This is a genomic window from Micromonospora sp. NPDC004704 (genome assembly GCF_053601675.1).
Genome location: NZ_JBSGCD010000017.1, coordinates 90,589 through 116,214 on the forward strand (window position 1 = coordinate 90,589; position 25,626 = coordinate 116,214).

26 protein-coding genes and 1 tRNA gene are annotated in these 25,626 nt (G+C 68.6%); 5 read left to right on the plus strand and 22 right to left on the minus strand.

The features are described 5' to 3' along the window. Positions 1-280: 280 nt before the first annotated feature. The 3 genes from ACWEFB_RS22910 to ACWEFB_RS22920 form a co-directional block, all read right to left on the minus strand. Positions 281-1,414 (minus strand): putative manganese transporter, encoded by a 1,134-nt coding sequence (locus ACWEFB_RS22910; protein WP_452288410.1) that lies wholly within the window; start codon positions 1,412-1,414, stop codon positions 281-283. An 81-nt stretch (positions 1,415-1,495) separates the two neighbouring features. Continuing rightward, entirely contained in the window at positions 1,496-2,359 is an 864-nt protein-coding gene (locus tag ACWEFB_RS22915) for a manganese catalase family protein (protein WP_452288412.1), read from the minus strand. 36 nt (positions 2,360-2,395) lie between these two features. Further along, positions 2,396-3,238 carry a sensor histidine kinase gene (locus ACWEFB_RS22920; RefSeq protein WP_452288414.1) on the minus strand — a complete coding sequence of 281 codons (843 nt, stop codon included), beginning with the start codon at positions 3,236-3,238 and terminating at the stop codon, positions 2,396-2,398. Positions 3,239-3,425: 187 nt separating this feature from the next. On the opposite strand from ACWEFB_RS22920, the gene ACWEFB_RS22925 reads away from it, so the two are divergent. Together ACWEFB_RS22925 and ACWEFB_RS22930 are read left to right on the plus strand one after the other, a co-directional pair. After that, a complete protein-coding gene (locus ACWEFB_RS22925; RefSeq protein ID WP_452288416.1) occupies positions 3,426-3,938 on the plus strand; it encodes a response regulator in 513 nt (170 codons plus the stop codon). Between the two features lie 172 nt (positions 3,939-4,110). Then, the gene (locus ACWEFB_RS22930) at positions 4,111-4,395 is read left to right on the plus strand and encodes a CDGSH iron-sulfur domain-containing protein (protein WP_452288418.1); all 285 of its coding nucleotides are present in this window, start codon (positions 4,111-4,113) and stop codon (positions 4,393-4,395) included. Between the two features lie 74 nt (positions 4,396-4,469). Here ACWEFB_RS22930 and ACWEFB_RS22935 read toward each other — a convergent pair whose 3' ends face one another. The 8 genes from ACWEFB_RS22935 to ACWEFB_RS22970 form a co-directional block, all read right to left on the minus strand. Then, the gene (locus ACWEFB_RS22935) at positions 4,470-5,057 is read right to left on the minus strand and encodes a hemerythrin domain-containing protein (RefSeq protein ID WP_452288420.1); all 588 of its coding nucleotides are present in this window, start codon (positions 5,055-5,057) and stop codon (positions 4,470-4,472) included. Further along, positions 5,050-6,267, minus strand: coding sequence for a hypothetical protein (locus ACWEFB_RS22940; protein WP_452288422.1), 1,218 nt, complete (start codon positions 6,265-6,267; stop codon positions 5,050-5,052). Before ACWEFB_RS22940 ends, ACWEFB_RS22935 begins: the two co-directional genes overlap by 8 nt. A 231-nt stretch (positions 6,268-6,498) precedes the next feature. Then, the gene (locus ACWEFB_RS22945) at positions 6,499-6,732 is read right to left on the minus strand and encodes a hypothetical protein (protein WP_452288424.1); all 234 of its coding nucleotides are present in this window, start codon (positions 6,730-6,732) and stop codon (positions 6,499-6,501) included. 158 nt (positions 6,733-6,890) lie between these two features. After that, the gene (locus ACWEFB_RS22950) at positions 6,891-8,423 is read right to left on the minus strand and encodes an FAD-dependent oxidoreductase (protein WP_452288426.1); all 1,533 of its coding nucleotides are present in this window, start codon (positions 8,421-8,423) and stop codon (positions 6,891-6,893) included. A gap of 225 nt (positions 8,424-8,648) precedes the next feature. Continuing rightward, entirely contained in the window at positions 8,649-8,924 is a 276-nt protein-coding gene (locus ACWEFB_RS22955; RefSeq protein ID WP_452288428.1) for a GlsB/YeaQ/YmgE family stress response membrane protein, read from the minus strand. Between the two features lie 260 nt (positions 8,925-9,184). Next, positions 9,185-9,475, minus strand: coding sequence for an STAS domain-containing protein (locus ACWEFB_RS22960; protein WP_452288430.1), 291 nt, complete (start codon positions 9,473-9,475; stop codon positions 9,185-9,187). A 351-nt stretch (positions 9,476-9,826) separates the two neighbouring features. Continuing rightward, positions 9,827-10,906: a glycosyltransferase gene (locus ACWEFB_RS22965; RefSeq protein WP_452288432.1), complete on the minus strand. Its 1,080-nt coding sequence runs from the start codon at positions 10,904-10,906 to the stop codon at positions 9,827-9,829. Next, entirely contained in the window at positions 10,903-11,913 is a 1,011-nt protein-coding gene (locus ACWEFB_RS22970; protein ID WP_452288434.1) for an iron-containing redox enzyme family protein, read from the minus strand. The genes ACWEFB_RS22965 and ACWEFB_RS22970 overlap by 4 nt, the downstream gene beginning before the upstream one ends. 372 nt (positions 11,914-12,285) lie before the next feature. Between ACWEFB_RS22970 and ACWEFB_RS22975 the strand changes: the two genes are divergently transcribed. Both ACWEFB_RS22975 and ACWEFB_RS22980 read left to right on the plus strand, forming a co-directional pair. Then, positions 12,286-12,696 carry a DUF2243 domain-containing protein gene (locus ACWEFB_RS22975; RefSeq protein WP_452288436.1) on the plus strand — a complete coding sequence of 137 codons (411 nt, stop codon included), beginning with the start codon at positions 12,286-12,288 and terminating at the stop codon, positions 12,694-12,696. After that, positions 12,693-13,517, plus strand: a complete 825-nt coding sequence (locus tag ACWEFB_RS22980; RefSeq protein WP_452288438.1) for a cytochrome c oxidase assembly protein — start codon at positions 12,693-12,695, stop codon at positions 13,515-13,517. The genes ACWEFB_RS22975 and ACWEFB_RS22980 overlap by 4 nt, the downstream gene beginning before the upstream one ends. Before the next feature lie 47 nt (positions 13,518-13,564). Here the strand turns inward: ACWEFB_RS22980 and ACWEFB_RS22985 are convergent, their stop codons facing one another. From ACWEFB_RS22985 to ACWEFB_RS23015, 7 genes are all read right to left on the minus strand, one after another. Next, positions 13,565-14,740, minus strand: a complete 1,176-nt coding sequence (locus ACWEFB_RS22985) for a zinc-dependent alcohol dehydrogenase (protein WP_452288440.1) — start codon at positions 14,738-14,740, stop codon at positions 13,565-13,567. After that, a complete protein-coding gene (locus ACWEFB_RS22990; RefSeq protein WP_452288442.1) occupies positions 14,737-15,219 on the minus strand; it encodes a cyclase in 483 nt (160 codons plus the stop codon). The genes ACWEFB_RS22985 and ACWEFB_RS22990 overlap by 4 nt, the downstream gene beginning before the upstream one ends. Positions 15,220-15,459: 240 nt before the next feature. After that, positions 15,460-16,035 (minus strand): hemerythrin domain-containing protein, encoded by a 576-nt coding sequence (locus ACWEFB_RS22995; protein ID WP_452288444.1) that lies wholly within the window; start codon positions 16,033-16,035, stop codon positions 15,460-15,462. A 156-nt stretch (positions 16,036-16,191) separates the two neighbouring features. After that, positions 16,192-17,613, minus strand: a complete 1,422-nt coding sequence (locus tag ACWEFB_RS23000) for a glycosyltransferase family 39 protein (RefSeq protein ID WP_452288446.1) — start codon at positions 17,611-17,613, stop codon at positions 16,192-16,194. A gap of 31 nt (positions 17,614-17,644) precedes the next feature. Then, entirely contained in the window at positions 17,645-19,201 is a 1,557-nt protein-coding gene (locus ACWEFB_RS23005) for an NAD(P)/FAD-dependent oxidoreductase (protein WP_452288448.1), read from the minus strand. 69 nt (positions 19,202-19,270) lie between these two features. After that, positions 19,271-20,449, minus strand: a complete 1,179-nt coding sequence (gene hflX / locus ACWEFB_RS23010) for a GTPase HflX (protein WP_452288450.1) — start codon at positions 20,447-20,449, stop codon at positions 19,271-19,273. Between the two features lie 111 nt (positions 20,450-20,560). Next, entirely contained in the window at positions 20,561-21,484 is a 924-nt protein-coding gene (locus ACWEFB_RS23015) for a glycoside hydrolase family 43 protein (RefSeq protein ID WP_452288452.1), read from the minus strand. 711 nt (positions 21,485-22,195) lie between these two features. On the opposite strand from ACWEFB_RS23015, the gene ACWEFB_RS23020 reads away from it, so the two are divergent. Then, positions 22,196-22,591, plus strand: a complete 396-nt coding sequence (locus ACWEFB_RS23020) for a hypothetical protein (RefSeq protein WP_452288454.1) — start codon at positions 22,196-22,198, stop codon at positions 22,589-22,591. A gap of 38 nt (positions 22,592-22,629) precedes the next feature. Here ACWEFB_RS23020 and ACWEFB_RS23025 read toward each other — a convergent pair whose 3' ends face one another. From ACWEFB_RS23025 to der, 4 genes are all read right to left on the minus strand, one after another. Then, positions 22,630-23,175, minus strand: a complete 546-nt coding sequence (locus ACWEFB_RS23025) for a DUF3618 domain-containing protein (RefSeq protein ID WP_452288456.1) — start codon at positions 23,173-23,175, stop codon at positions 22,630-22,632. Beyond that, the gene (locus ACWEFB_RS23030) at positions 23,172-23,597 is read right to left on the minus strand and encodes a phage holin family protein (RefSeq protein WP_452288458.1); all 426 of its coding nucleotides are present in this window, start codon (positions 23,595-23,597) and stop codon (positions 23,172-23,174) included. The genes ACWEFB_RS23025 and ACWEFB_RS23030 overlap by 4 nt, the downstream gene beginning before the upstream one ends. Positions 23,598-23,920: 323 nt before the next feature. Next, positions 23,921-23,994 (minus strand) — tRNA-Pro (locus ACWEFB_RS23035). 211 nt (positions 23,995-24,205) lie between these two features. After that, on the minus strand, positions 24,206-25,606 hold the full coding sequence (gene der / locus ACWEFB_RS23040; protein ID WP_326559365.1) for a ribosome biogenesis GTPase Der: 1,401 nt from the start codon (positions 25,604-25,606) through the stop codon (positions 24,206-24,208). Between the last annotated feature and the right edge of the window lie 20 nt (positions 25,607-25,626).

Here is a 25,626-nt window from a genome sequence, read left to right on the forward strand (position 1 = left end):
ACAGGAAGATCATCCATACCTGGTTCCGTCCGCTCTGCGCGGCGACCGCGCCGGGAATCATCAGGGTGGTCGCCACCAGCGCACACTGGGTCCAGCCTGGCAGTCCGACCAGTACGGCGACAACCGAGGCTCCAGCGAAGATCCACAATTTGAGTCGAACCCTTCCGAGCGTTCCGCACTCTGTGATCGCTGATGCATGGGCTTCGTCGTTGCCCGACAGTCCGGACCATCTGTTCGTCGTACGCATGACTCGTCTCCTCGATCGGCGGACTGTCGGTACTCAGCCGACGAACAGCAGGAGTGTCAGGCCGACGAGGATCGCCGGGATCGTGGTGATCACGGTGGCCAGCGCGGCCGCGCGACGGCGTAACGCGGCCAGTGGGATGAGGGCGTCACCGTCCTGGCTGATCGCGTTCGCGACGAGGGTCGTCATCGGCAGGCCGCCGCTGACGTAGATGCCGGTGAAGACGATCTGTACCGCGCAGCCGGGGACGAGGCCGATCAGCGCGCCGACGAGGACTCCGACCGCACCGGCGAGCGCCAGTTGCGATCCGTCGAACCCGGTGGTCGTGCTGAGGATCTGCCAACCCAGGTAGGCCACGGCAACCCAGAAGGTGATGAACGAGGCTTCGTGCGCGCTGTGCCGGAACGCATCCCGTACGGTCCGAGGTTGCGCGGTCTCGAGTGTGTCGTCGGCGAACCGACCGCGCCCGGCGGCGAAGATCAGCACCGCGACGAAGGTCCCGGCGCAGCCGAGTACCAGGTAGGGGTCGACACCGCCGAGCGGGGCGCTGAGCAGGGCCGGGTCGACGACATGGAAGACCACCGGTACGGAGACCAGGAACGCGGGTGTGGTCAACCCCCAGAACGCGGTCGACATTCGGCGCTGCCGCTCCACAACCGGGTCGGCCCGGGTGAGGAGGGCGAGCGCGGCGCCCTGTCCGGACACGGTCGGACCCGTCGACCCGTCGGCCGGGGTGTCAACCGACTCGGGCTGAGGATGGGGACGGGCCTCCGGCCGGTGCAGTGCTCGGGCCGGGTCGATGCCGAGCAGGTCGACGGCGTAGCCAGTGGCGAGTCCCACCGCGAAGAGCAGCGCATGGATTTTGAGAGCGAAACCCGGGTCGGCGGCGATGACGACCCAGGAGGAGTCACCCATGGTCGAGGCGAGCGCCGCCACGACCGTACCGAAGGAGACCTTGCCCCGGGCGTAGAGCGGCATGAGGATGATCGCGCCGCCACAGCCGGGGCTCACCCCGAGCAGCGCGCCGACCAGCGGCCCCAGCCGGGGGCGGCGGGTGAGCCCGTCGGTGACCCGGTCGCCGTACCGCCAGCGGAGCCAGCCGAAGAGCGCGACCAGCACCGCGACGTAGACACCGACCTGCATGAACGCGTCCGCCAAGGGACGAGCCAACAATTCGACCATGATCGGCCCTTCCGGTCCTGGGCCGCGCCGGGCCGCCCCGATGGGGGGCGACCGGCGCGACGAGGCAGGTCAGCGGCGCTTCTTGCCCGCCTTGGCGACGCTGTCGGTCGGCGGCGGCGTGCCGTGCAGACGCGGGTCCCCCGGTGGCAACACGGGTTCGTCGGCGTGCGCGGTCGGGGTCGCCTGATAGCTGAACTCGCCCTTGCCGTCCGGGCTAGGGCCGGACGCCCACCTGCCCTCGGCGGCATCCTCGCCTTCCGAGAAGTTGATGTACTGGTAGGCGAACTCGTTCTCCTGCTCCGCGTCGGGGAACGCCTCGGGAACCGGCATCTCCTCGAGACCGTCCTCCTTGAGCTGCTCGATCGCGGCCAGCCACATGTTCTGGTGCATCGTGTCGCGGGCCAGCAGGAACCGCAGCATCTTCTTCACGCCCGGGTCGTCGGTCATGTTGAACAGGCGGGCGACCTGCAACCGGCCCTGCGCCTCGGCGGTCACGTTGAGGTGGAAGTCGGCGAGCAGGTTGCCGCTGGCGGTGATGAACGCCCCGTTCCAGGGCACCCCGTTGCTGTCCACCGGCTGCGGACCACCACCGGAGTGGATGAAGTGTGCCGGGTTCGACCCCGCGTAGATGGCGGTCAGCATCGGGTTGTCCTCAGCCGCCGCCTCCTGCAGGGACAGCGGTGCGCTGTCGAGCAGCCGGGCGATCATCGTGCAGATCATCTCGACGTGGCCCATCTCCTCGGTGCCCACGTCGAGCAGCAGGTCCTTGTACTTGCCCGGGAGCCGGCAACTCCAGCCCTGGAAAAGGTACTGGTTGGCGACGGTCATCTCTCCCCACTTGCCGCCCAGCACCTCCTGTAGACGGCGGGCGAAGGCGGCGTCGGGGCCGTCGGGTTTGGCTTCGAACTGTAGATCCTTGACGTGACTGAACACGGTGGCCTCCTTGATCACGGATGGCGAACACCGGGTTCATCCCCCCTCGGCAGACCCGTCGGTGCCAACCGGCGGCCCACCGGGGCCAACCCCGGTACGCCGACCGGCATCCGGCCGCGCGGGAAGTCGCACCTCGACCGCGACCCGGCGTGATCGCAGCCGGTACGCGACCACGGTGCCGCCTTCCACGCCGACGAGCTGGCGGACGATCCAGAGTCCAAGGCCGGTCATCCCCGGCGGTGGCGTCGGACGGCGCAGGGCCGCCCGCAACGCCGTACAGGACCTGCCCTGGTCGGCGACCACGAGCACCAGCTCATTCGACCGCAACGAGGCGGAGATCCAGATCCGGCCACCGGGTGGCCCGTGTCGCAGCGCGTTGTCGACCAGGTTGATCAGGATCTGGCGTACGCGTCGACCCGCCACCAGGCGGTCCCCCGCCGCTGCGCTGACCCGTACCCGAGCCAGAGGTGCGATAGCCAGTACGGCGGGAAGGATCTGACGCAGGCGCACCCGGACGTCGGCAGGGCCGGTCGACACGACCTCGACCAGGCTCGCCGCCTGCCGCCAGACCCCGTCCAGATGCACCGCCTGATCCCGGGCGAGCAGCAACATCGCCTGCCGGTCCGGCTCGCGGAGCCGCTCCGGTTGGTCGGCCAAGGCCCGGGTCAGGGACGCGAGTGCGGTGATCGGCGAGCGGAGTTCGTGACAGAGCACCCGTAGCAGAACCGCGTCGGCTCCCTCTTCCGCGCCGGCCGGCATCGCGGCGGACCGGACCAGCCGCGTCGCGGCCACGTCCGATCGGTTGCGCCGCCACGTCCACGGCGCGGCCACGGTCGATCCGGCGAGGAGCCCGACCAGCCGGTCAAGGCCTCGACTCACGGCCCGACCCACCCTGTGACGCATAAACGATTCACGTTCGGGTAACGGCCCGGCGTGCCCAACCCGGCCACCGTCCGCATCGCGCTGGTCGACGACCACCCGCTGTTCGTACGAGGTCTGGAAATGCTCCTTGCCGCCACCAGCGACGGTCGGGCATGCGTCGTGGGGTCGACCGGCGACGCGGCCGGTGCCGCCGGCACTCGTCCGGCAGTGCCGACCGGACCTGGCACTGGTCGATCTGCACATGCCGCCTCCCGGTGGAGTACGCGCCATCGCCGCCATCTGCCGAACCAGCCCCGGCCTGCGGATCGTCGCCATGTCCGGGCTCGGCGAGACGGACCTCGCCGTCGAGGCGCTCCGGGCCGGCGCGGTCGGATACCTGCCCAAGAGCAGTGAGCCCGAGGAACTGCTACCGCCGCTGCTCGCGGTCCTCGACGGGTGGGCCGTACTCCCCGCCGACCTACTCACAGCGCTACTTACGCCGGTACGTAGCCGGCTTCCCGCTTCTGCCGTACTGGATGACGAGGAACGCCTGCTGTTGCAGCTTATTGCGAAGGGAAACAGCACGGTGGAGATAGCCGAGAACCTGCACGTCTCCGAGCGGACGGTCAAACGGCTGACCGCGTCCCTGTTGAGGAAGCTGCGGGTGAGTACCCGGACCGAGGCCGCCGCACTCGCCGGAAACGCCGGCCTGCTCTAGTCGCCGCGTCCAGCACGGGAGCGCGGCAGCGAGCGGGCCATACGGCGACGACCTCGCCCTGCTGACCGACCGAATCCCCTGCCCGGCGATCATTTTGACCGGGTCGCCCGTGGCGTCCGAACACCCTACGGTCGTTGGGTTATCGGGGTCCTTCGCTGGGCAGTTACCGGGCATGGCACACACAGGGCGCGACGAGCCGTCAGCGACGGTCACTTCGTACGAGGACGGGCCGTTGTTACTCAGGGGGGATTTCGAATTGCGTACCCCTGACGGGAACGTCATCGAGCCCGGACGCGACACAGTCGCGCTGTGCCGGTGTGGGGGATCAGCGATCAAGCCGTTCTGCGACGGCACGCACAAAGCCCTCGGCTTCCGCGCTGGCGCCGGCCCCGACCCGGCTCCTGACGGGCGGTACCGGGAAACCGGTACCGCCCGGGGAATCAGCGCCGACAGGTGAGTTCGCGCCGGGCAGGCGCGAGCACCCGCGACCCCGTCGAGCACCACCGGTTCATGTGGCACCACCAGGCTGTATCAGTCCTGACCGTCCGCAGCTCGCCGGATCGAGTCGCGGACCCGGTCGAGGACGGCCAGCGGCAGGCCCAGGCCCGCTCTGGCGGCTGCCGACCCGGGGGCAGCGTGGGGGCGTGTCGGTGCGATCGACTCCGCGGCACGGACGGCGGCGGCGAGACGACGAAGCCGCGTCGCCGGAATATGCTGACGCAGCAGCGGGAATTCGTACCGTTCCTCGTGGCGCGCGTGCCTGAGCACCGCGTCACGGAGCAACAGAATGCCCGCGCCGAAGCCTTCCGCCTGCACACCGCCCTCGGCGAGTTCCTTGAGCATCTCCTTGGCCTGGCGTTCCTCCGCCAACCGCTCCTCGACCAGGTCGTCGGCGCCGCCGCCGGGCAGTTCGCGGGCCAGGGGATGAATCACCTCTTCCTCGGCCGTCTCGTGCACCGCGAGCATGAAGACCAGGTCGTCGAACGCGTCCCGCTGCACCTCACCGTCGCCTCCGCTGACCAGGAGGAACAACTCCTCGATCTGGGCGTGCTGAGCCAGCAACAGGTCGACGACGTCGTCCTCGGGGCCCGGGGTGGCAGGCCCGGTCTGGTCAGGCACGACGGGTTCCCTCCTGTACGCGCAGCGACTCAACCGGGTGCGGGCCCTCGGTTTCGATTCGGTACTCGTCGCCGAACTTCTCCCGATGCAGGTCGATGACCTCCTCACTCGGCGGCTTCTGACCGTCGTGGAGCTGCTGCTGCATCCATTCGAACCGCTCGTGCGCCTCCTGTACGTAGCCCTCACCAAGCTTGTTCAGGTCCATCTGGGTAGCCAGGAGGTGCCGCAGGTAGTCCTTGTTCGGTTCGAAGGTCAACGGCTCCGGAACCCCGGCACTGCCGACGACCTCCTCCGGCTCCCGACCGTCGTGCACCCGCAGCAGGTTCGCCGCCTGCTGCAAATGCGCCAACTCCATCTGCAGGTGCAGCTCCCAGATCGCCTTGATCCGGGGATCGGTCTCCTGCTCCATAAACGAGTAGTACAACCAGCACTCGTTGTACTCGTGGGTGAGAAGCCGTTCCCACCAGTTCTCGCCCGGGTCGAGCAGCGACTCGTAGTGGGTGACGTGCTGCTGCTCGATCAGACTGATCTCCTGGTAGAGCTGTCGGGCAATCGGCTCCATGTACTGCGGCCCGACGTTCATGTAATACATCATCACCTGCTGCTCGGCCGACAGGATCGTCAGCGCGTTGAGTTTCGACCGGGGATCGACACTCTTCTTGTCGTACGGCGTTCGTACCTCGTCGAACGGATGCCGATGCTCGACCACGGTCGGTCGACCCGGCATCACCTCCGTCAGACCGTCGACTATCTTCTCCGCCTTACGCCGCTCGACCATCTCGTACAGGTTCGCGTAGCGGTACAGGTGATCGAAGTCCTCCAGTACCCCGAACTCGTACGCCTGCTTCAGGTACGGGTCCGGTTCGTGCCGGGCAACCCAGGCGGTGAGATCAACCGCGACCTGCTCGTACCCGAGTGTCGTCTCCAACACGCTGGCCACCCCTGGCAACAGCCAGTTCACCACCCGCTGCTGCTGGTTCTCGACGTACCGCACGTACGCGAGCTGACGTCGAACCTCAGGGTCCGGGCAGTTACGGGCGAAGTTGTGCTGGAACATGATCGCTTCGACCTCGATGCCGTTCATCGTGATGATCCGACACCGGGTGTACGGGTCGACCGCCTCCGGGTCGATCGGCTCGACGTTCAGCTCACGCCAGTTACGAATCTGCCTGTCCAGTGGTAGGCCCTGGTGATCCAACGGATTGAACACAGTCTCTCTCCTCCAGCGATCGCGTGCCCAGCCCCTACCCCCGCGACCTGGCCCGAAACCCGACGAACGGCTTTCTTGACCCGACAAGCACAAACCACAGGAAACTCGCTGGAACTACGCGTAACAGGCAGAACGTGCCACCTTCGCCAAAAAGCATCTACCGGAGATCAACCAATCTCCGGTAGATGCTTTTTGCAATCTCCTCCGCCGACTCGGCGGGTGGGCGACAACTCAGGAGCCGTGCCGGGCTGACGGAACGGCGGGCTCACCGGGCGGCAGTTCGGTGGCCAGACCGGACGCCAGCGGCGACGCGACACGGTCGCTCGCATTCTCGGACCCGGACTCGCCGCCGTTCGGCGCCACGACCCCGTCGTAGTTATAGACGGTCAGCGTGGCGCTGTCACGTTGCCGCTGCTGGGTGGTGCGGATGTAACGATGGATCAGGCCATCGATCTGCACCTCCACCAGTCCTGCGTCTCCGCCCGTGACCAGGGCGTCGTTGCTCGGACCACCTATCAGAATGGCATCTTGGCTTGTCGTCATGGCTACTCTCCATACCCACCGCCGGGGCCGCTCACTCCCCCGGCCCGACTGATTGTCCGCACTCCCTGGACCTGGGTTGTCTACTGATCGTCCAGCTCACGTGCCGGCAGCGGCTCGGTTGCGGGGCCCTGGATCACCGTGCCGTCGGTGCCGAAGCGGGAACCGTGACAAGGACAGTCCCAGGTTTTCTCCACGTCGTTGAAGGCCACAAGACAACCCAGGTGGGTGCAGGTGGCCGAGACCGCATGCAGGTTCCCGGTGTCGTCGCGGTACGCCGCGCAGCGTTCGCCGGAAATCCGGACGATCGCACCGCTGCCCGGGGCGATGTCGGCGGGCGAATCGGCGTGGGTGGCGGGACGGATGCGATCGCCGACGAACCGACGCGCGACGGCGATGTTGGCTTTGAGGAAGCTACCCGCCTCGACGGCGGGATGAACACGGCGCGGGTCGTAGAGGGCCTCCCACGGCGACCCCTGCCCGTTGATCAGATTGGCCAGTAGCCGGCTGGCCATCACCCCGCTGCTCATTCCCCAGGCGTTGAACCCTGTCGCCACGTACACGTGCCCGGCACCGGGGTGCAGCCGTCCGACGTACGGGACCCTGTCGGTGGTGATGTTGTCCTGCGCTGCCCAGTGGTAGGCCAAGGCATCAACCGCGAACCTCTCCCTGGTCCAGTCGATCAACGTCGCCAACCGGTCGGCGACGCCCGGAGTACCCGGTTTGAATGTCTCACCCGTGACGATGAGCAAGCGTCGTCCGTCACCGTACGGCGCGGTCCGCACCGAACGGGTGTTCTCCGCTGTCGTCACGTACATGCCGCCCGGGTCGTCACCGGGATCGACGACTGCCGCGACCACCAGCTCGCGGCGCGGCTCAAGGCGGGTGAACAGCGCGGCTCGGTCGAAGATGGGGTAGTGGGTGGCCACCACCACCGCACCTGCCGTCACCGTCGCACCGGACTCGCTCGTCAGCCGGCACGGTGTCCCCTCGTCCAGATCGACGATCCGGGTCCGTTCGAATATCCGGCCGCCGCGGGCGGTGAAATCCGCGGCCAGGGCGAGCAGATACCGGCGCGGGTGGAACTGCGCCTGCCGCTCGACCCGCACCGCCGCGCCGACCCCGTACGGCAGCCCCGTCTCGGTGACCAACGACGCCGGCAGTCCCGCCTGGGCTGCGGCTTCGACCTCAGCCTCGATCTGCCTCAGATCCGAATCCGGCGGCAGGTAGGTGAAAGCCGGCAGCCGCTCCAGATCACAGTCGATGCTCAGTTCGGCCACGGTATCCGCCACGTGCGCGAGCGCGTCCGATTGGGACGCGGCATACTGCTGAGCCGCCTCAGCACCGAAACTCGACCGCAGGTGCGCGTAAATCAGTCCGTGCTGGGTGGTCAGCTTCGCCGTGGTGTATCCGGTCACACCACTCGCGACCCGGTCGGCCTCGAAGATCGCCACCCGGGCACCGGCCCTGGCCAACTCCCAGGCCGTACAGAGGCCGGCGATACCAGCACCGATCACCGCCACATCCACCGCGACGCTGTCCGCCAACGCCGGGAACGACGTCGACCCGGTCGAATCCATCCAGTACGACTCCGCCATGCCCGAAACCAATGCCATACGCCCGCTCTACCCCTGTCCCCCTCCCCTCACGCCCATATCGAGCCACATCCTTCCCTCGCGTATTCGCCCACGAGGGGACGCAGGTCGTCGCGACAGCAGTCCCCCGCCAACCTCTGCCGGTGGAAGGAGAACGTGTCCGCCACACCTGAGCTGTGGCGGACACGTTCTCGGTCCAGACGGCCGGATGCGCCTCAGACGCATGCCGGGGAGCAGATAGGGACGTCAGGCGACTCGATGGCTCCGGCCGAACGATCCCGCCGCGATCGCGACACCGACGGCGGCGAGCCCGACCTGGAGGAGGAGCTCGATCCAGTCGACACCGCCGGTTTCGGCGACCCCGATCGCGCCGGCGATGACGGTACCGAGCAGGGCCGCGACGACACCGATGACGAGGGTGAGCCAGATCGGCAGATTCTGCTTTCCGGGTACGACCAGTCGTCCGAGGGCACCGATGACGAGGCCGATGATGAGGGCGGTGATGATGCCGCTGATTTCCATGGGGCTTCCCTTCGTTGTCTGCGGCGTTGCACTACCCATGTGGGCGGCGTCCCCAATCCTGGATACGCTGTCGCTGTTGCGTCACAGGTAGCCGCACTCGGGTGAGCGGCCCAGAACTACTCCGACAGCACCAGTCGGCGCCCGAAGAGTGGCCCCACCGGCTGACCGAGGGTGACCGCGGCCTTCCCTCATGACATGGATGGGCGGCGTTCGAGGGTCATGGCGGCGAGGTCGTCGTCCTGCGTGCCCCAGGGGAATCGTCAAGTGGCCGCGTCAGCATGGGTGGACCCGGGGTCGATACCGAGGATTCGCTCCAACCCGGTGAGGTGCAGGACGCGTCGGGTCACGCCGTGCGCGCCACGCACGGTGAGGCGGGACCCGAGCTGGAGCGCGCGGTTGTGTGCGACGAGCAGGGCGGTCACCCCGGCCGCACCGAAAAACGTGACCTTGCCGAGGTCGCAGCAGACCTGGGGATGTCGTTCAACGGCGCTCAGCAGTACCTCCTGCAGCAGCGGCGCGGTCGCCAGGTCCACCTCTCCGGCCGGGAGCACGATCAACTGGTCGTTCGCAGCCGGATTCGGAGGCGGCAGCGGTTCGGTGTGTCGGGAAACGGCGAACAGCGCTGCCCCAACGAGGTCGGCTTCCCGGGAGGGGACCTCCGCTGGCGGGTGAACGGTGCGACGGCACCCCCAGGGGGTCCGTCTGCCATCGATGGGGTGCGGTGCGGCATTAAAAAAGGGTTTGGAGGGCCTGCGCACGAGGGAACCTCTCTCATAGGGAGAGCTGAACGGGCGCATGGCTTGACCCGAGAGCAGTCTAGCGAGGCCCGGCTGGGGCCGGCCGCTCGACCAGCCTGCATTCGCGCGCGGCCATCAAGGTTCGCCGTTGGGCGAACGTTGAGATCATCGGGCAGCATCGCGAGCACGGTCCGATCGTCTTGTCTGCGAGCCGGAAAGTAGCCGCAGGTCAGCGCGGGTGAGTGCCCGTTGGCTGTGGGCTGCGACCCGAATCCGCCGAGCCGCGTACCACGCTCCGCCGCGACCGTATCTCAGGCCGAGCGCCAGCCAGCTGCACACCGCACGTTCCAGCACCCAGGCCGGAGCCAACAGCGTTGTGGTGAACGGATACACGGCCACACCACCGGCCCTGCGTCTGCCCCGCTCGGCAAGTGCCATGACGCCTGCGGCAGCAACCGCCAGCGGAGTTCGTCGGCCCCGCGCGAGCATCCCGACCAGCACGGGCAGGACAGCCAGGAAGAGTGCCATTCGGGCGGGTTGGGCCAGGTCGTCGTACGCCTGTCGGACCCGCTGGGACCAGAACCGGCGGACATCCGGCGGTAGCCTGCGCACGTAGAGGCCGGGATCAGAGACCTCGACGCCACCGCAGCCACGAACGGTACGGATGAGTTCGAGGTTCTCGAACAGCACGTCGCCGTCGTAGCCACCCATATCGAGGAACATCGACCGGCGGATGCCGAGGGTGCCCGGGTAGTCCGCGCCCACGGCCCGGTTGAGCAGCGTCCGGCCGGTGTCCCAGCGGGCATGCCAGGGCAGGGGGTGGAAGAAGTTCTGCGGTCGGACCAGGTCCGACCGGTCGAGTAGCCGATATACCTTGCGCAGCCCGTCGTCGTCGTACCGGACGTCGTCGTCCGCGACGACCACCCGCTCGTGTCGGGACAGCCGTACCCCTGTCGCCACCCCGTTGACCTTGCCGTTGGCGTAATGCAGGTCGGGATCGGGCGGTAGGTGTCGCACGTGTGGGCGCCACTGGGCGGCGTGCCGGGCGAACAGGTCCTGCGGGGAACCGTCGACCACTGTCACATCGACCCGGCAGCCGAGCCAGCGCAGGTACCGAGTCAGGTCGTCGAGTTCGGTGTCGTCGGACCAGCGGACCGGCAGCACGTACTCCAGGTTGAGGGTGGCGGGCTCGCTCCGGGCCGGCGTAGATCTCCTACCCGGAGGCAGGTTGGACCCGCCGGTCATCGCCGGACCATCGGTCGCAGCGAACTGTGCCCCGCAGCCCAGCTGTCGAGCAGGTGCATGCCGAAGGCCCGCTCCACGGCCAGCACGGATGCCGCCCCGAACCAGACGTCGGCGGCGCGGTCCGGCTCCGCGGTGGCGAACGCGCCACACATGTCATGTGCGGCGATCTGCTCGTGGACCGCGTCCGCTTCAACGTGTTCGTCATAGAAACGGGTGGCCTCCGGGGTGCCGCCAAGGCGCCGCAGTCCGTCCCCGTAGCGGCGGTTCGGCAGCGACGAGGTCATCTCCAGGGCCGCCAGGTGCCCGAGCAGGGCACCACGCCAGCGCCGGTGCAGGCCGAACAGCGACATCAGGTTGTTCGTCGCAAGGGTGACCGCGGGTACGGCATCGACGTGGGCCCCGTACTCGGTGTCCAAATCAAGCCAGTGCGCCGTGTTGCGAAACAGTTCCGCGTGCATCCGCGACAACTGGCCGCCACCGTACTCGTCGATCTGGATCTCGATCAGTGCCGCCTTGGCCGGCCCGCCCAGTCGTGGGATGGCCCAGGTGTGGGGGTCTGCCTCCCGGAAGTGGTACACCGACCGGTGCACGACGAACTCGCGGAACTGATCGAGACTCGCCCGGCGCTTCAGCTCGGTGGACAGCGGCGGCCCGTCGTCCGCCGCAACCAGACCCGCCAGAGCCTGCGGAATCTCCTGCGGTCGCAACGCCGGAACAGGACCCACCAACCGGCGTACCGACCGCTCGAACCTGTCCTCGGCGGCGTTGCGCGCAGCGAGCAGCGAGGGATCCCACTCCCACCGGTCATCGACCCCGTCCCAGCCCCGGTAATGCAACTCGTAACAGGTGAAAAGCAGAACCTGCAGGTCCTCGTCCCGGAGCGCGTCGTGGCAGGCTTCGCCGGCGGGCCAACGGCCCGCGAGGTCGACGGGAAGGGTGCCCGGCTCGCCGGCCAGCGCGTCGATCACGGCCCGGGACAGCGGACCACGGGGCTGCGGCAGTCTCATCGGTAACTGATCTGTCCGGGCGGAACAACGACCGTCGCGGGGCGGTGTCGCACCGCCGGCATCCGGCCACGCCTCCACCCGGATCCGGTGTACGGGAGCACGACCATCGGGCCAACTTTCCTGTGGGAGCTGCCACCTCGACGTGCCTTGCTGGTCACTTCGTCGGTCGCCGTGCTCCTGCTACCCGTCCGCACCTGACTCGACACGTAGCTGTCCGACCCACTGGAAGCCGGACGGCCTTGGTTTAGGTCGGGACAACCTGGGTACAAGCCGCTCGAGAAACGGGCGAAAAGACAGGAAACGGCTGTGGGGACGGATGCGCGGATCGCTCCGGTCGGCCGGGGGCGACCAGGTCGTTCAACGGTGGCGACGGTGCTGATCGGCGTGGGAGTGATGGCGGCGGTCGACGAGATCGTCTTCCATCAGCTTCTGCACTGGCACCACTTCTACGACCGGTCCACCCCCGCCCTGGGGCTTGTCTCCGACGGGGCGCTGCACGCCGCGGAGTTGGTCGCGCTGGTCGCCGGCTTCTTCCTCCTCGCCGACCTGCGCCGGCACGGTTCCCTGGTGCCGGCATCGGCCTGGGCGGGACTGTTTCTCGGGCTGGGCGGTTTCCAGCTCTTCGACGGCGTTGTCGACCACAAGCTGCTGCGCGTGCACCAGATCCGGTACGGCGTCGACCTCGTCCCGTACGACGTTGCCTGGATCGCCGCGGGCGCGCTAATGCTGGTCGTGGGGGCACTGCTCGCGCTCCGGTCCCGTCGGGCGTCGGGCGCTCGATGACGGACGGGCTGGCCCACTCGGCGCTGAACGCCGGCAGTTGGGGTTGGCTTCCGCTCCTCCCGGTCGTCGTCGTGACCGGGTGCTATCTGACCGCTGCCGGCCGCGCCCGGCGTACGACCTCCGGCTGGCGTCCCCTGCGGGCCGCTTTTTTCGTCGCGGGTGCCGGCCTGCTGGCCGTGGCCCTCTCCCCCATGGTCGCCTCGGCCGCCCACCACGATGTACGGGTGCACGTGGCGCAGCACCTGCTGGTCGGCATGTACGCCCCGCTCGCGCTCACGCTGGCCGCGCCGATGACGTTGGCGCTGCGAACGATGCCGAGGTTGGGCCGACGGCGCGTGGCGGGCCTTCTCCGTTGGCGGGTATCGCATCTGCTGACCCACCCGGGCACCGTGCTCCTGCTCAACGTCGGCGGTCTCTACCTGATCTACCTGACGCCGGTGTACGCCCACGCCAGGACGAACGAGGCGCTGCACATCGCCGTACATGCGCACGTGTTCGCCGTCGGCTACCTGCTAGCCTGGTTCGTCGCCGGCCCGGACCCGGCACCTCGGCGGCCCCACCTGGGTGTGCGGCTCGCGGTGCTCGTGCTGGCCGCTGCCGCGCACGCGGTGCTGGCCAAGCTCCTCTACTCCCAGGCATCCCACTGGCCACCCGGCGCCGCCCTCGATCCCGACGCCGTACGCGACGCGGCACGGTTGATGTACTACGGCGGTGACCTGGCCGAACTGCTCCTCGCAGTTGCCGTCTTCACCACCTGGAGCCGCCGACGAACCCGCCGCGCAGGATCCTCGCACCCTGTGGCCGAAACATCGTTCCGCTGAGCCGTCCCGGCAACGGAGGTCGGTCCGGCCGGACCGTACGGGCCGGATCAGGCGGCCGGGTGGAGCACCGTACGCAGGCAGCCGTCCTGTTTCTTCTCGAAGATCTCGTAGCCGCGCGGAGCATCCTGCAGCGACATGGGGTGGGTGGCGAGGTAACCAGGGTCGATCTCCCCGTTGGCTAGCCGTTCGAGCAGCATCGGGATGTAGCGCTGGGCGTGCATCTGGCCCATCCGCAACACCAGGGCCTTGTTCATCGCGGCGCCGAGCGGGAACTTGTCGACGAAGCCGCTGAACACACCGACGATGCTCACCGTTCCGCCCTTGCGGCAGGCCATGATCGCCTGTCGGACAGCGGTCGGGCGGTCGGTCTGTAGCCGGGCGGCCTGCTTGACCCGGTCGTAGGCGTACGCGGGGCCGGTGTCGTGCGCCTCCATGCCCACCGCCTCGATGCAGGCGTCGGGGCCCCGTCCACCGGTCATCTCCCGCAACACGTCCAGGACGTCGACCTTGCTGTAGTCGATCGTCTCGACTCCGAGCCGATCGGCGGCGACGGAGAGCCGATCGGGAAGCCGGTCGATGATGATCACCCGTCCCGCGCCGAGCAGTTGCGCGGAACGGGCCGCCATCTGCCCGACACCGCCGGCACCCCAGACCGCGACCACCTCACCACCGGCCAGGTTGCAGAAGTCGGCGGCCATCCAACCGGTGGGCATCGCGTCGGAGGCGAAGACCGCGGCGTCGTCGCTCACTCCTTCGGGAACCTTGAACACGCCGATGTCGGCGAACGGCACCCGGACGTACTCGGCGTGGCTGCCGGCGAACCCACCGGCGGCGTGGGAGTAGCCGATGATGCCGGCCGGGGTGTGTCCCCAGAGCTTCTCGGTAAAGTTCGGCTGCGGGTTGGAGTTGTCACAGAGCGAGTACTGCTCGGTTCGGCAGTACCAGCATCCGCCGCAGGCCAGCACCGATCCGACCACCACCCGATCGCCGACCCGGAGCTGTTTCACCGACGGGCCGACCTCGACGACCTCGCCCATGAACTCGTGGCCGAGGATGTCGCCCTGCCGCATCGCCGGCAGGTACCCGTTGATCAGGTGCAGGTCGGAGCCGCAGACACTGCTCGCCCGCACCCGGATGATCGCGTCACCCTCGGTACGGATGATCGGCTCGGGGACGTCGCGGACCGCGAGCTTTCCGACGCCCTCCCAGCACAGCGCCTTCATGACCGTCCTCCGGTCGCCAGCTTCTCCCGCATGAACCTGGTGGTCCGCTCCGCCACCGGCCCTCTACCCGACGGCTCATCCATCGTCGACAGCACCTGACCGGACTCGATCATCGACTTGGCCCGGCGCAACGCCGAACGGAGCACCTGATCCGGATCGTTGCCCCGCAGCTCCCGGATGCGATGTCCTGCCCGGCCCTCCGGGTAGGACAGATCGACCCGCAGTTCGGTACCCCGGTCACCCGGCGCGACCCTCAGCTCGAGGTGCCCCTCGTGCGCCATCGGCCCCTCCTCGACCCGCCAGCGAACCGAGTTGTCCTGGACCCCGGAGACGGCTTCGACAAGGTGCTCCGCCTCGTCCCCCGGCTCCCCGATGACGCACTGCCACCGACGATCGTCCAGTCGCCTGATCGTCACCGGCCGATCCAGTACGACCGACAACCACTCCTGATCCCCCCAGAGCGTCCGAACCTGCTCCATCGGCCGGTCCACCGTCACGACCCGAGTGGTCACATATCCGCGGCCCCGGTGTGACGGTAAAGACTCCTTGCCGCGATGGCGGACGGCAGCGACCGCAGCCGCGCCGACAGCTCCCAACGCCGCCACCGTCCACCATTCACCGATCCTGCGGGACATCCCGCTCCTCCTCGCGCGTCTGACACACACGTCCGTATCCGGAGACACCGGGAGTGTTATTCACGGCTGGGGCGGCGGCGCCGGTCAATCCTGATCCCGGTGCGCTTCGCGCCAGTCCCGTACCGCGTCGCGCAGCCGGTCGAACAACGCCATCGGTGGACCGGCGACGAGATTGGCGGTCCTGGACTCGCCGCTGTGGGGGTGTGGACGGGTCGGAGCCATCGCCTCCGCCGCCCGCAACGCGCCAGCCATCCGCCGCAACTGCTCCGGCGACGAGTTCCGCCGCAGCGCCGGAAACTCCTCCGACTCCTCCCGGCCGGCGTGCTCGACCACCGCGTCCTCGAACATGGCCAGACGCGAGTCGAAGTCCGGGTGTTCGACGCCCAGGTCGTACAGGGCTGCCAGTTCCCGCTTGGCCTGGTCTTCCTCGTGCCTGCGCTTGCCGACCACGTCAGCACCGCCGTCGATCTTCCGCTCGGCCCGCGGATGCACGACGATCTCCTCAGCGCTCTCGTGTACCGCGAGCAGCCGGACCAGATCCTCGAACAACTCTCGTTTCTCCGTACCCCGAGCACGGCTGAGCTGACCGAACAGGGCCTTGATCTGGTTGTGCTGCTCATGCAGCAGGTCGAGCACGTCCTGCTCTTGAACCGCGGTCATGTCGCTCCTCCTGATGTCCGTCGACCATCATGGTCAGGGCCACAGGCGTCTCCAGTTCGACGAAGCGCTGTCGCCACGTTAACTGGCTACCCGGCTGGATACAGCGGAAACCCGGCGGGAAAGCGGACAGTCGACTCGTCGGACGGCTATTTCCTGCTACTGCCGCGCCCACTGCCAGATCGGCTGTAGAGTGCCACGGCTGTGCACGGGGAGCTGTCGTACCGGACCGAGTACCCGTTCCAGCGCAACACCCAGTTGCTCGCAGCGGTCGCCGAACGGTCGGTAGCCGTAGCGGGGAACCAGCCAGACGGCTCCACCGTTGCGACCTGCCGCGACCTGTTCGGCGAGCCGGAATGGGTCCTGACTGTCGATTCGCTGCTTGTAGTCGATCCAGTCGAGGCGACCGGGGGTGTCCTGGTGGGGAAAACTGAGCAGCCGTGGGCGGGCTTTCAACCGGCGGACGATGTCCGGTCCGAGCTGGTCGGGGCAGAAGATCACCGTGTCGGCGTCGGTGAGGTGCCGGTTGAGTACGGCGGCGATGGGCCCGGCGTCGGTGCGTTGCTGGGTCACGAGAACGGCATCCGTCGCCAGCCAGGACAGTGCCAGGCCGGTGACCACCACGGCCGGCCACAGCCGGGGAAGTAGCGCGGCTCCCGTCCCGAGTAGCAGCAGTGCCAGTGGCACCACGACCGCGGTGTAGCGGCTGACCACCGCGGAACCGGTCAGCCAGGCCACGGCAAAGGCGAGCAGGAGGGTGGCGCCGCCCGCCGCGCCGAGCAGCCGAGCACGGTGTCCACCGGTCAGCGCGGCCCAGACGGTCAGTGGCCAGGTGACCAGGAGCAGCACGATCGGCGGTCGGAGGCCGGCGGTTCCCCATTCGGCGACCAGGTGCAGGAGGACCTGTGATCCGCTGCGTCCGGTCCAGGGGGTGCCGGTGTGCTGGATCTGGTACCGGAAGCTGGGCAGCCAGGGGACGAACAGTACGGCTCCCCCGGCAAGCCCGGCCAGGCTCCAGCCGGCCGCCCGGGAGCGGGTTCGCAGCAGCGACACCAGCAGGCCGAGCCCCACCACCGCGTAGAGGAACAGCGACCAGTAGTGGGTCAGCAGCAGCAGCCCGGCGACCACGGCCAGGAGTACGGCGCGAACCGGTCCGGGCCGTCGATACACCCGCTCCAGGGCGAGCACGCCGAGCAGCACCAGCAGGACTTCCAGGGCGTACGGGCGCGCCTCGGTGGCGTACCGCACCAACCACGGGTTCGCGGCTGCCAGTGCCAGCGTGGCAAGTCCGGCAGCCGAGCGTTTCGCCAGGAGGTAGAACAGTGGCAGCGCGGCGACCGCGAACAGTCCGGACAGGGCGCGTACCGCCCAGTCTCCGGTGCCGACGAGCTCGATCCAGCCGTGCAGCAGCAGGTAGTACAGCGGAGGTGCGGCGTCGGCGCGTAACGCGTCGAAGAGCTGGGGAATCGGCAGCTCGCTGATCGCGACGCTCTGCGCCTCGTCGAGCCACAACGGCGAGGTCGCGAGGAACCGCAGCAGGATTGCGCCGATCAGCAGCAACAGGACGGGTACGACCAACACCGGGTGTGCACGCCAAGCGGGACGGTCGCGTTCATCCCCCACCCTGGGACGCCCCCGCGAATGTCGGTGCCGCCCGACCGCCCTCGTTGGACGCCTCGGTCTTCTGCTCGTGGTAGTCGGACTCGACGTTGACCGACCACAGGTCGTGATCGGCGCCGGTGATGTTCTCGACCGCCAGCATCGCGGTGAGCATCGAGTGGTCCTGATTGTTGTACTTGTGCATGCCGTTGCGCCCGACCGGATAGACGTTCGGTGCGACCCGCTCCAGCCAGCGCCGCAGAACCTCGACGTGCTCGGCGTACCCGGCGTCGTAGACCGGGTACGCCTTCGGGACCCGGACGACGTACCCGGCCTCCACCTCGCCCTCGACGAGGCCGAGACTGGTCAGCTCCCGGGTGGCGAGCGCGATCAGGTCCGGGTCCGGGGTCTGCCACAGGTCGTCACCCTCGTTGACGAAGTACTCCAACCCGAGGCAGGTGTAACCGTCCTTCACCAGGTACGGCGACCAGGAGCCGAAGTTCTGCACCCGCCCCACCCGTACGCCCGGGGTGTGCACGTAGATCCAGTTGTCCGGGAACACGTCCTGGACCGGCAGCACGAGTGCGACGGTCAGGAAGTCGCGGTAGGTCAGCGCCCGGCCGGCCCGCTCGACCTCCGCCGGTGGGTCCATCGTCAGGACGAGTTCGGTCAGTGGCATCGACGAGATCAGGTGATCACAGCCGATGAACTCGGACCTGCCGTCGTGGGAGACCGTCACCCCGGCGACCCGTCCGCCCGCCCGGCGGACATCGCGGACCGGGTGGTTCAGGCGCACCTCGCCCCCGCCGGCCTCGACCAACTCTCGGGCCCGCTGCCACATCATGCCCGGGCCCAGGCGCGGGTACTCGAACTCGTCGATGAGCGTGGTGACCTCCTGGCGGCCCCGCCGCCGTTTGGACGGGCGCAGCGACTCACGTACCGCGGCGCCCAGCGACAGGTTCTTGATCCGCTGCGCCGCCCAGTCCGCCTGGATCTGGCTGCCCGGGACGCCCCACACCTTCTCGGTGTACGTCTTGAAGAACATGCCGTACAGTCGCCGGCCGAACCGGGCGCTGACCCAGCCCTCGAAGGTGCTCTGATCACGTGGCGGACGGATCCGTACCCATCCGTACGAGCCGACGCACCGCACAGCCTCGAGCAGGCCGAGGTTGCGCAGCGCGTTCATCGGCTTGAGTGGATAGTCGAACAGGCGGCCCCGGTACAGAATGCGACTCATTCGGGGCCGGCTCAAAAAGTCCTGCTCCGGCAGAATCTCGTGCCACAGCTCGCGTACCTCGTCGACCTTGGTGAAGAAACGGTGCCCGCCCAGGTCGAAACGCCATCCGTCGCGCTCCACCGTCCGGCTGATCCCGCCGACCTCACCGCTGGCCTCGAGCACCAGGGGCCGGTAGCCCGCACGGACCAGCATCAGCGCGGCGGTCAAACCGGCCGGTCCGGCGCCGACCACCACCACCGTCTCCCGGTCGCCCCGGCCGGTCCCAGCCGGTCCGCCCGCCGCGGCCGACCCCTGCGCCACCTCACCGGTCCCGCCGGCCCGCCCGCTGTCCACGGCGCTACCTTCCCCAATTGAAGGGAGCGAACCGCCCGGCCCGGTTCTCGGCGATACGTCGACGGACGGTCACCGGGACGAGCTTGTCGTCCCGGTGTTCATCGCCCTGAGCCGGGCGGCTAGCGCGGCCCGTAGTTCGGCGATCCCCGCCCCGGTCAGCGCCGATACCGCCACCGCGTCGGGGTACCTCCGGCGCAGCGCGGTCAACTGCTCCTCCGGTGCTACGTCGATCTTGTTGAGCACCAAAAGCTCGGGCACGTCCGCCGCTCCGATCTCGCGCAGCACGTCGTGCACCGTGGCAATCTGGTTCGCCGCGTCCGGCGCCGCAGCGTCGACCACATGTACGGCCAGGTCGCTGCTGCTGACCTCCTCCAACGTCGAGCGGAAGGCGTCGACCAGTTGGTGCGGCAGGTAGCGGACGAAACCCACGGTGTCGGCGAGGGTGGCGACGATGTCGTCGACCCTGATCCGGCGCACCGTCGGGTCGAGGGTGGCGAACAGTACGTCCTCGACGAGAACGTCGGCATTCGTCAGACGATTGAGCAGAGCTGACTTTCCGGCATTGGTGTAACCGGTGATCGCCACCGAGGGCACCCGGTTGCGCGTGCGGCGCCGACGGGTCTGCTCCCGACGCCGGGACAAATCCCGTACCCGCTCGCGCAGCCGGGATGCCCGCTGCCGCAGCCGGCGCCGCTGCGTCTCCAGGCGCTGTTCACCCGGACCCCTCACGCCCATGCCGGCCCCGCCGGCGACCCGCCCGCCGCCGACCCGGGAAAGCCCCCGGCCGTCGCCACGCAGGCGGGGCAACTGGTACGCGATCTGGGCCAACTCCACCTGAAGACGCCCCTCACTGGTGCGGGCGTGTTCGGCGAAGACGTCCAGAATGAGCGCGGTACGGTCGACAACCCGCACCCCGATCTGCTCCTCCAGGTTACGCACCTGGCCGGGGGTCAGCTCCCCGTCGGCGATCACCAGATCGGCGCGGCCACGTTCGGCCGCCTCGGTCAGCTCCCGTACCTTGCCGGCACCGACGTATGTGGCGGAGTCGGGTTGAGGGCGGTTCTGGACCACCGCGTCCACGACGGTAAGCCCGTCGGTGTCCGCCAGCCGTTCCAACTCCGTCAACGAGAGCTCGGTACCCGAGCCGCTCTCCTTCGGGTCGGCCTCGCCATGAACCGCCACCAGCACAGCCCTGGGGCGGTCCGCCCTGGTGGTGGCGTTGGATCCCAACAACCATGCTCCCGCCATCAACCCTCCCCGACGCAGCGTCAATACGGCCTACCCGGTCACGGATGAGCCATGCCGCAGGGGCATCATCGAACGGGTCTGCCAGGAGACCCGTCGGAAGCGGACAGCCGTCTACGGAGCCGGCGCGGGCGGTTGCGGGCGTGGCTGGAGAGTCGCCGAGGGTCCATGCACCTGCGGGCGACCGCCCTCCCAGGTGACCTGGTCCAGCCAGAGCTGCCGACCCGGGTCGGCCTTCCCCTGCCGGCCGGGCTGCCAGGCGTGGTACAGCAGCCAGGTTTGGCCGGCGTACTCCACCATCGAGGCGTGTCCCGGGCCGGTGGCGACCGCGTTGGATCGCAGGATCGGGTTCTCCGGGGCGTCGACGCACGGTCCTGTCGGTGTGTCGCAGACGGCGTAGCCCTCGGCGTAGCTGCTCCGGTCGTAGGCGTTGGCGGCGAAGAAGAGGAACAGGCGGCCGTCGTGACGCCAGAAAAACGGCCCTTCGACCAGAGGTCCCTCCCATGCCTTCGTCTGCTTCAGCAGGTGATGTGATTCGCCTACCAACCGCAGCCCATCGTCGGAGAGTCGCTGGGACGTCAGCCAGGTGTCCGCCCCGATCGCGTTGCCGTCGTTCTTCCAGAGCAGCCAGAGCGTGCCGTCGCTGTCCCGGTAAGGGCTCGGATCGATCGCCCCGCCCTCGTGGACGGGGCAGACCAGCGGCGTCGAGGACTCGTCCCGGTAGGGCCCCTGGGGTGCGGTGGCTACTGCCCTGCCGATGCACTCGAGTCCGGACGCCCGGTCGGCCGCCGTGTAGTAGAGCAGGTAGCGGTGGGGTGCAAGGGCGATGATCTCGGGTGCCCAGGTCCTGCCGGTATCGGCCCAGGACGGCAGGGTGGGTAGGGCATCGCCCGCCTGGTTCCAGCTCACCAGGTCGGACGAGGTCAGCATCGGCACGTTCTGGCCGCCGCTGTTGGTGTGCACCAGATACCAGGTCTCGCCCACCCGGATCGCCTGCGGGTCGGGGGTGTCGCCCTGGTGCACAGGGTTGCTGAACATGGTCGGGGTGTCGCGGAGGGCCGCCGTGGGACCGTCCCGGGTCGCCGCCCAACCAACCGTGGGCAGCACGAGAATGAGCAGCGCGAATGCGGCGACAGACCACCGGCGCCAGTGTGGCGTCGCCCTCTCGATCGGGTCGGAACCACCGGCCGCCGCGCTCGAAGACGCAAGACCCGCGCCGGACCGGTAAGCCGATCGACGCGGGAACAGCAGTGCACGAAAGTCGATCAAGGAGATTCATCCCGAGGAGCGAGGGGAAGCGGTGGAAAGAACAACAATTGCCGTGGAAGGAATAGTCCCGGCGCGAAGCCGTCGCCACCAAAGACGGTATGGGCTCCCCTGGATCGACCGCCGGATGTCTGAACTGTCCACCTTCCCAGCCGGGGGCGGCCAGAATGAGGAATCAGAGATGGCGCGGACGCGGACACGTCAGAAGGCGTGGGAAGGGATGAACCATGACATCGGTTACCGACCGCATCAGAGGTTTCCTGGCTGGGCAGCCTCAGGGTCGAAAGCTCATGGAGCGGGGCAAGCGGCAGGCGCGGAAGCCAAGTACCCAGCAGAAGCTCCGGCAGTTCGCGGACCGGGTGCGCGGTCGTTCAGGCGGCCGCCGAAGCCGTTGAGGAAGTTCCCGCGCAACCGGCGACTCACCTGCAAGAGCCGTCGGTCACCGGGGACAAGTGGCCTTGATGCTGAGGTTGGGAGACGAGAATGTCTGCTTCGAATCCGGCTGCGGCCGGTAGTGGTGATTACGCACCTCGCCGTGGTGAACGTGCCGCGACGTCGGCGAAGACGAGTACGGCGGCGACCTTTGCCCTCGTGTTCGGCGTGTCCGGTTTGATCAGTTCGTTGACGGTGATCCTGTCGGTCGCCGGACTCATACTTGGCATCGTCGGTGTCATCCTCGCGGTGGTGGCGTTGAAGATCACGCGCCGGCCAGGGGTGACCGGGCGAAGCATTGGCATCGCCGGCCTGGTGCTCAGCGCGCTGGCAGTCCTGATCGCGATCGCCTTCGCCGCCGGCGTTTCGACATTCCTCAATGACAGGGCCGCCGTGAACCGCCTCCAGCAGGAGGTCGAGGACCTGCGCGACGAATTACCCACGTGACCGGCCTGGCGAGGGCGGAGCGACTCCTTCCGGGTGCGTTACCGGAGGAACCGTCCGCCCCACCGGGAGTTCCGCCTCCTGTCGCGCACCGTCTGTCGGTACCTGCGGCCGAAGGCCACCGCGGCAACCACGGCAGCAGCGCCCACGACCACGGCGGCCGGGTTCTGACGGACCCTGCTGCCGGCCCGACGAAGGGAGTCACGCATCCCGCGGGCGTCATCCGCGCCGCGCCGACTGGTCGCCATGGCACTCTTCGCGACCTTCTGCCGTAAGGCCTCCGACGCCCGGGCAACGCCGTGCGTCAGCCCCTTCGGCGCCCGTAGCGCCATCTGCCCGGCCGACCTCGCCGTCTCGGCGGTCTTCTGCCCCAGGGTCCGGGGCGTCTGCGTGACCTTTTGGCGGACACTGTCGACGGCGTGCTCCGACCTGTCGCGCGCACGGTCCCGGGTCTCCGCCACCTTTTCCCGTCCGCGTGCCTTCACGTCAGCCTTGTACGCCAACGCGTTGATAGTCTCACCGAGTTCAGCCCGCGTTCTCTCGAGCTCCTCGTGCTGCTCGTCGCCGTACCCCCGTCCGGCTGTCATTTCCGCCCCCGATCCCTGGCAGCGCTCCGCATCGTCTCGGCGTCAGCCCGGAGGTTGCCGGCAGTGGACTTCGGAGCGACGGGCATCGCCTGACTCACCCGCCGCTTTCCGGACAACGCGAGCAACCCGGCGATCGCGAGCAGTACCACGCCGACAACCAACGCGGCTATCCCATCCGGCATGACGGCGGCGAGGCCGATGATGGCGGCAGCGACCAGCGCACCGCCACCATAGAGGGCCATAGCGCCACCGCCCCCGAACAGGCCGGCACCCACACCCGCGCGCTTACCCTTGCCCACCATCTCGGCCCGGGTCAGGGCCAACTCCTCGCGTACGAGCTTCGAAACCTGCTCCGTGCCCCGCTGAACCAACTCGGCGGTGGACAGGTCGTAGGCGGGTGGGCTGGTCTTTGTGTCTGCCATGACTTTCTCCTCTCAAGTGCTACGGCTTGAGCTGAGTTGCGAGTCGGATAAACGGTCGCCGAAAGCTGAACCCCAATGCGCCTGGCGGCCCGGCGATCTCGTGAGGCGAATACGGCGAGGCTCGGATGACGGTCTTCCCGTTCCGCGGCGGTCCTAGACACGCGGGCCCGGTCCGTTGCGAGACCTCGACTATCCGCGGGCGGCCGTCGCCGAGATCCGGCGACTACCCAACGACTCGGGCAGTACGTCCGTACGTGATACCCGGGGACGAAAAGGGCCTTGATCCACTTAGCGAATCAAGGCCCTGAACTGCTGAAATACTGTCGGGACGGCCGGATTCGAACCGACGACCCCTTGACCCCCAGTCAAGTGCGCTACCAAACTGCGCCACGTCCCGTTGCTACCGCTTAGTTCTCGGTGCGACAGCCGCTACAGCGTAGCGCAGCCCTGTCGACTCTCGCGCACGCCCCCTAGCCACTCGGCCGCCCCGGTCCTCACCCCACACCCCCTACCGCATCCTAGGAAGATAGGTGGGTACGGAGGGGCGGCGGGGAGCTGAAACAGGGCCGGGTGGATGGCCCGGCCCTGCTTTCGTCAGACGTACGGGATCAGCCGTGGGCCTTGCCTCGGCCACCCGGGCCGAGCTTCTTGCGCGGCCGGACCGACACCTCGACCGGGCTGCCCTCGAAGCCGAACTCCTCGCGCAGCTTGCGCTCGACGAACCGCTGGTAACCCGCGTCCAGCGGACCGGTGGTGAACAGTACGAACCGTGGCGGCTTGGTGCCGGCCTGGGTGGCGAACAGCACCCGCGGGGCCCGTCCACCGCGTACGGGGTGCGGAGTGGCCTGTACCAGCGCGGTCAGCCACTGGTTGAGCTGACCGGTCGGCACCCGGGTCTCCCAGCTCGCCAGCGCGGTACGCAGCGCCGGTGCGAGCCGGTCCACGGCACGTCCGGTCTTCGCCGACACGTTGACCCGGATCGCCCACGGGATGCGTCGCAGTTCCCGCTCGATCTCCTTGTCCAGGTAGTACCGCCGGTCGGCGTCGACCAGGTCCCACTTGTTGAAGGCGATCACCAGAGCGCGGCCGGATTCGGTGACCATCGCCAGGACCCGCTGGTCCTGCTCGCTGATCGGCTCGGCGGAGTCCAGCAGGACCACGGCGACCTCGGCCGCCTCGATCGCCCCGGCGGTACGGAGACTGGCGTAGTACTCGGTGCCGCTGGCCTTGCCCACCCGCTTGCGCAGGCCGGCGGTGTCCACGAGCTGCCAGGTCTCGCCGCCGATCTCGACCAGGCTGTCCACCGGGTCGACGGTGGTGCCGGCCACCGCGTCGACCACCGCCCGGTCTTCCTTGGCCAGCCGGTTGAGCAGGCTGGACTTGCCGACGTTCGGCCGACCCACCAGGGCCACCCGGCGGGGACCACGGGGGCCGTTCTCGTTGATCGGCGGCGGGTCCGGCAACGCGTCGAGGATCGCGTCGAGCAGGTCGCCGGCGCCCCGGCCGTGCAGGGCCGAGACCGGGAACGGTTCGCCGAGGCCGAGTGACCAGAGCGAGGTCGCCTCGACCTCGGTGGCGGCGTTGTCGACCTTGTTGGCGATCAGGATCACCGGCTTCGCGCTGCGCCGAAGCATGCGTACGGCCGCCTCGTCCACGTCGGTGGCACCGACCACCGCGTCGACCACGAACAGCACCACGTCGGCCGTCACGACCGCGATCTCCGCCTGGGCGGCGATGGCGGCGGCGCGATCCTTCGCGTCCGGTTCCCACCCACCGGTGTCGACCACAGTGAACTGCCGGCCGGACCACTGGGCGTCGTACGGCACCCGGTCCCGGGTCACGCCCGGTACGTCCTCGACGACCGCCTGGCGGCGCCCGATGATCCGGTTGACCAGGGTGGACTTGCCGACGTTGGGGCGACCCACGACCGCCACCACCGGTACCGGCCCGGTCTCTTCGACCTCGAGATCGGGCTCTTGAAGCTCGATCCAGCCATCGTCCGGGCTCATACCACTGCCTCGTTCCGCTC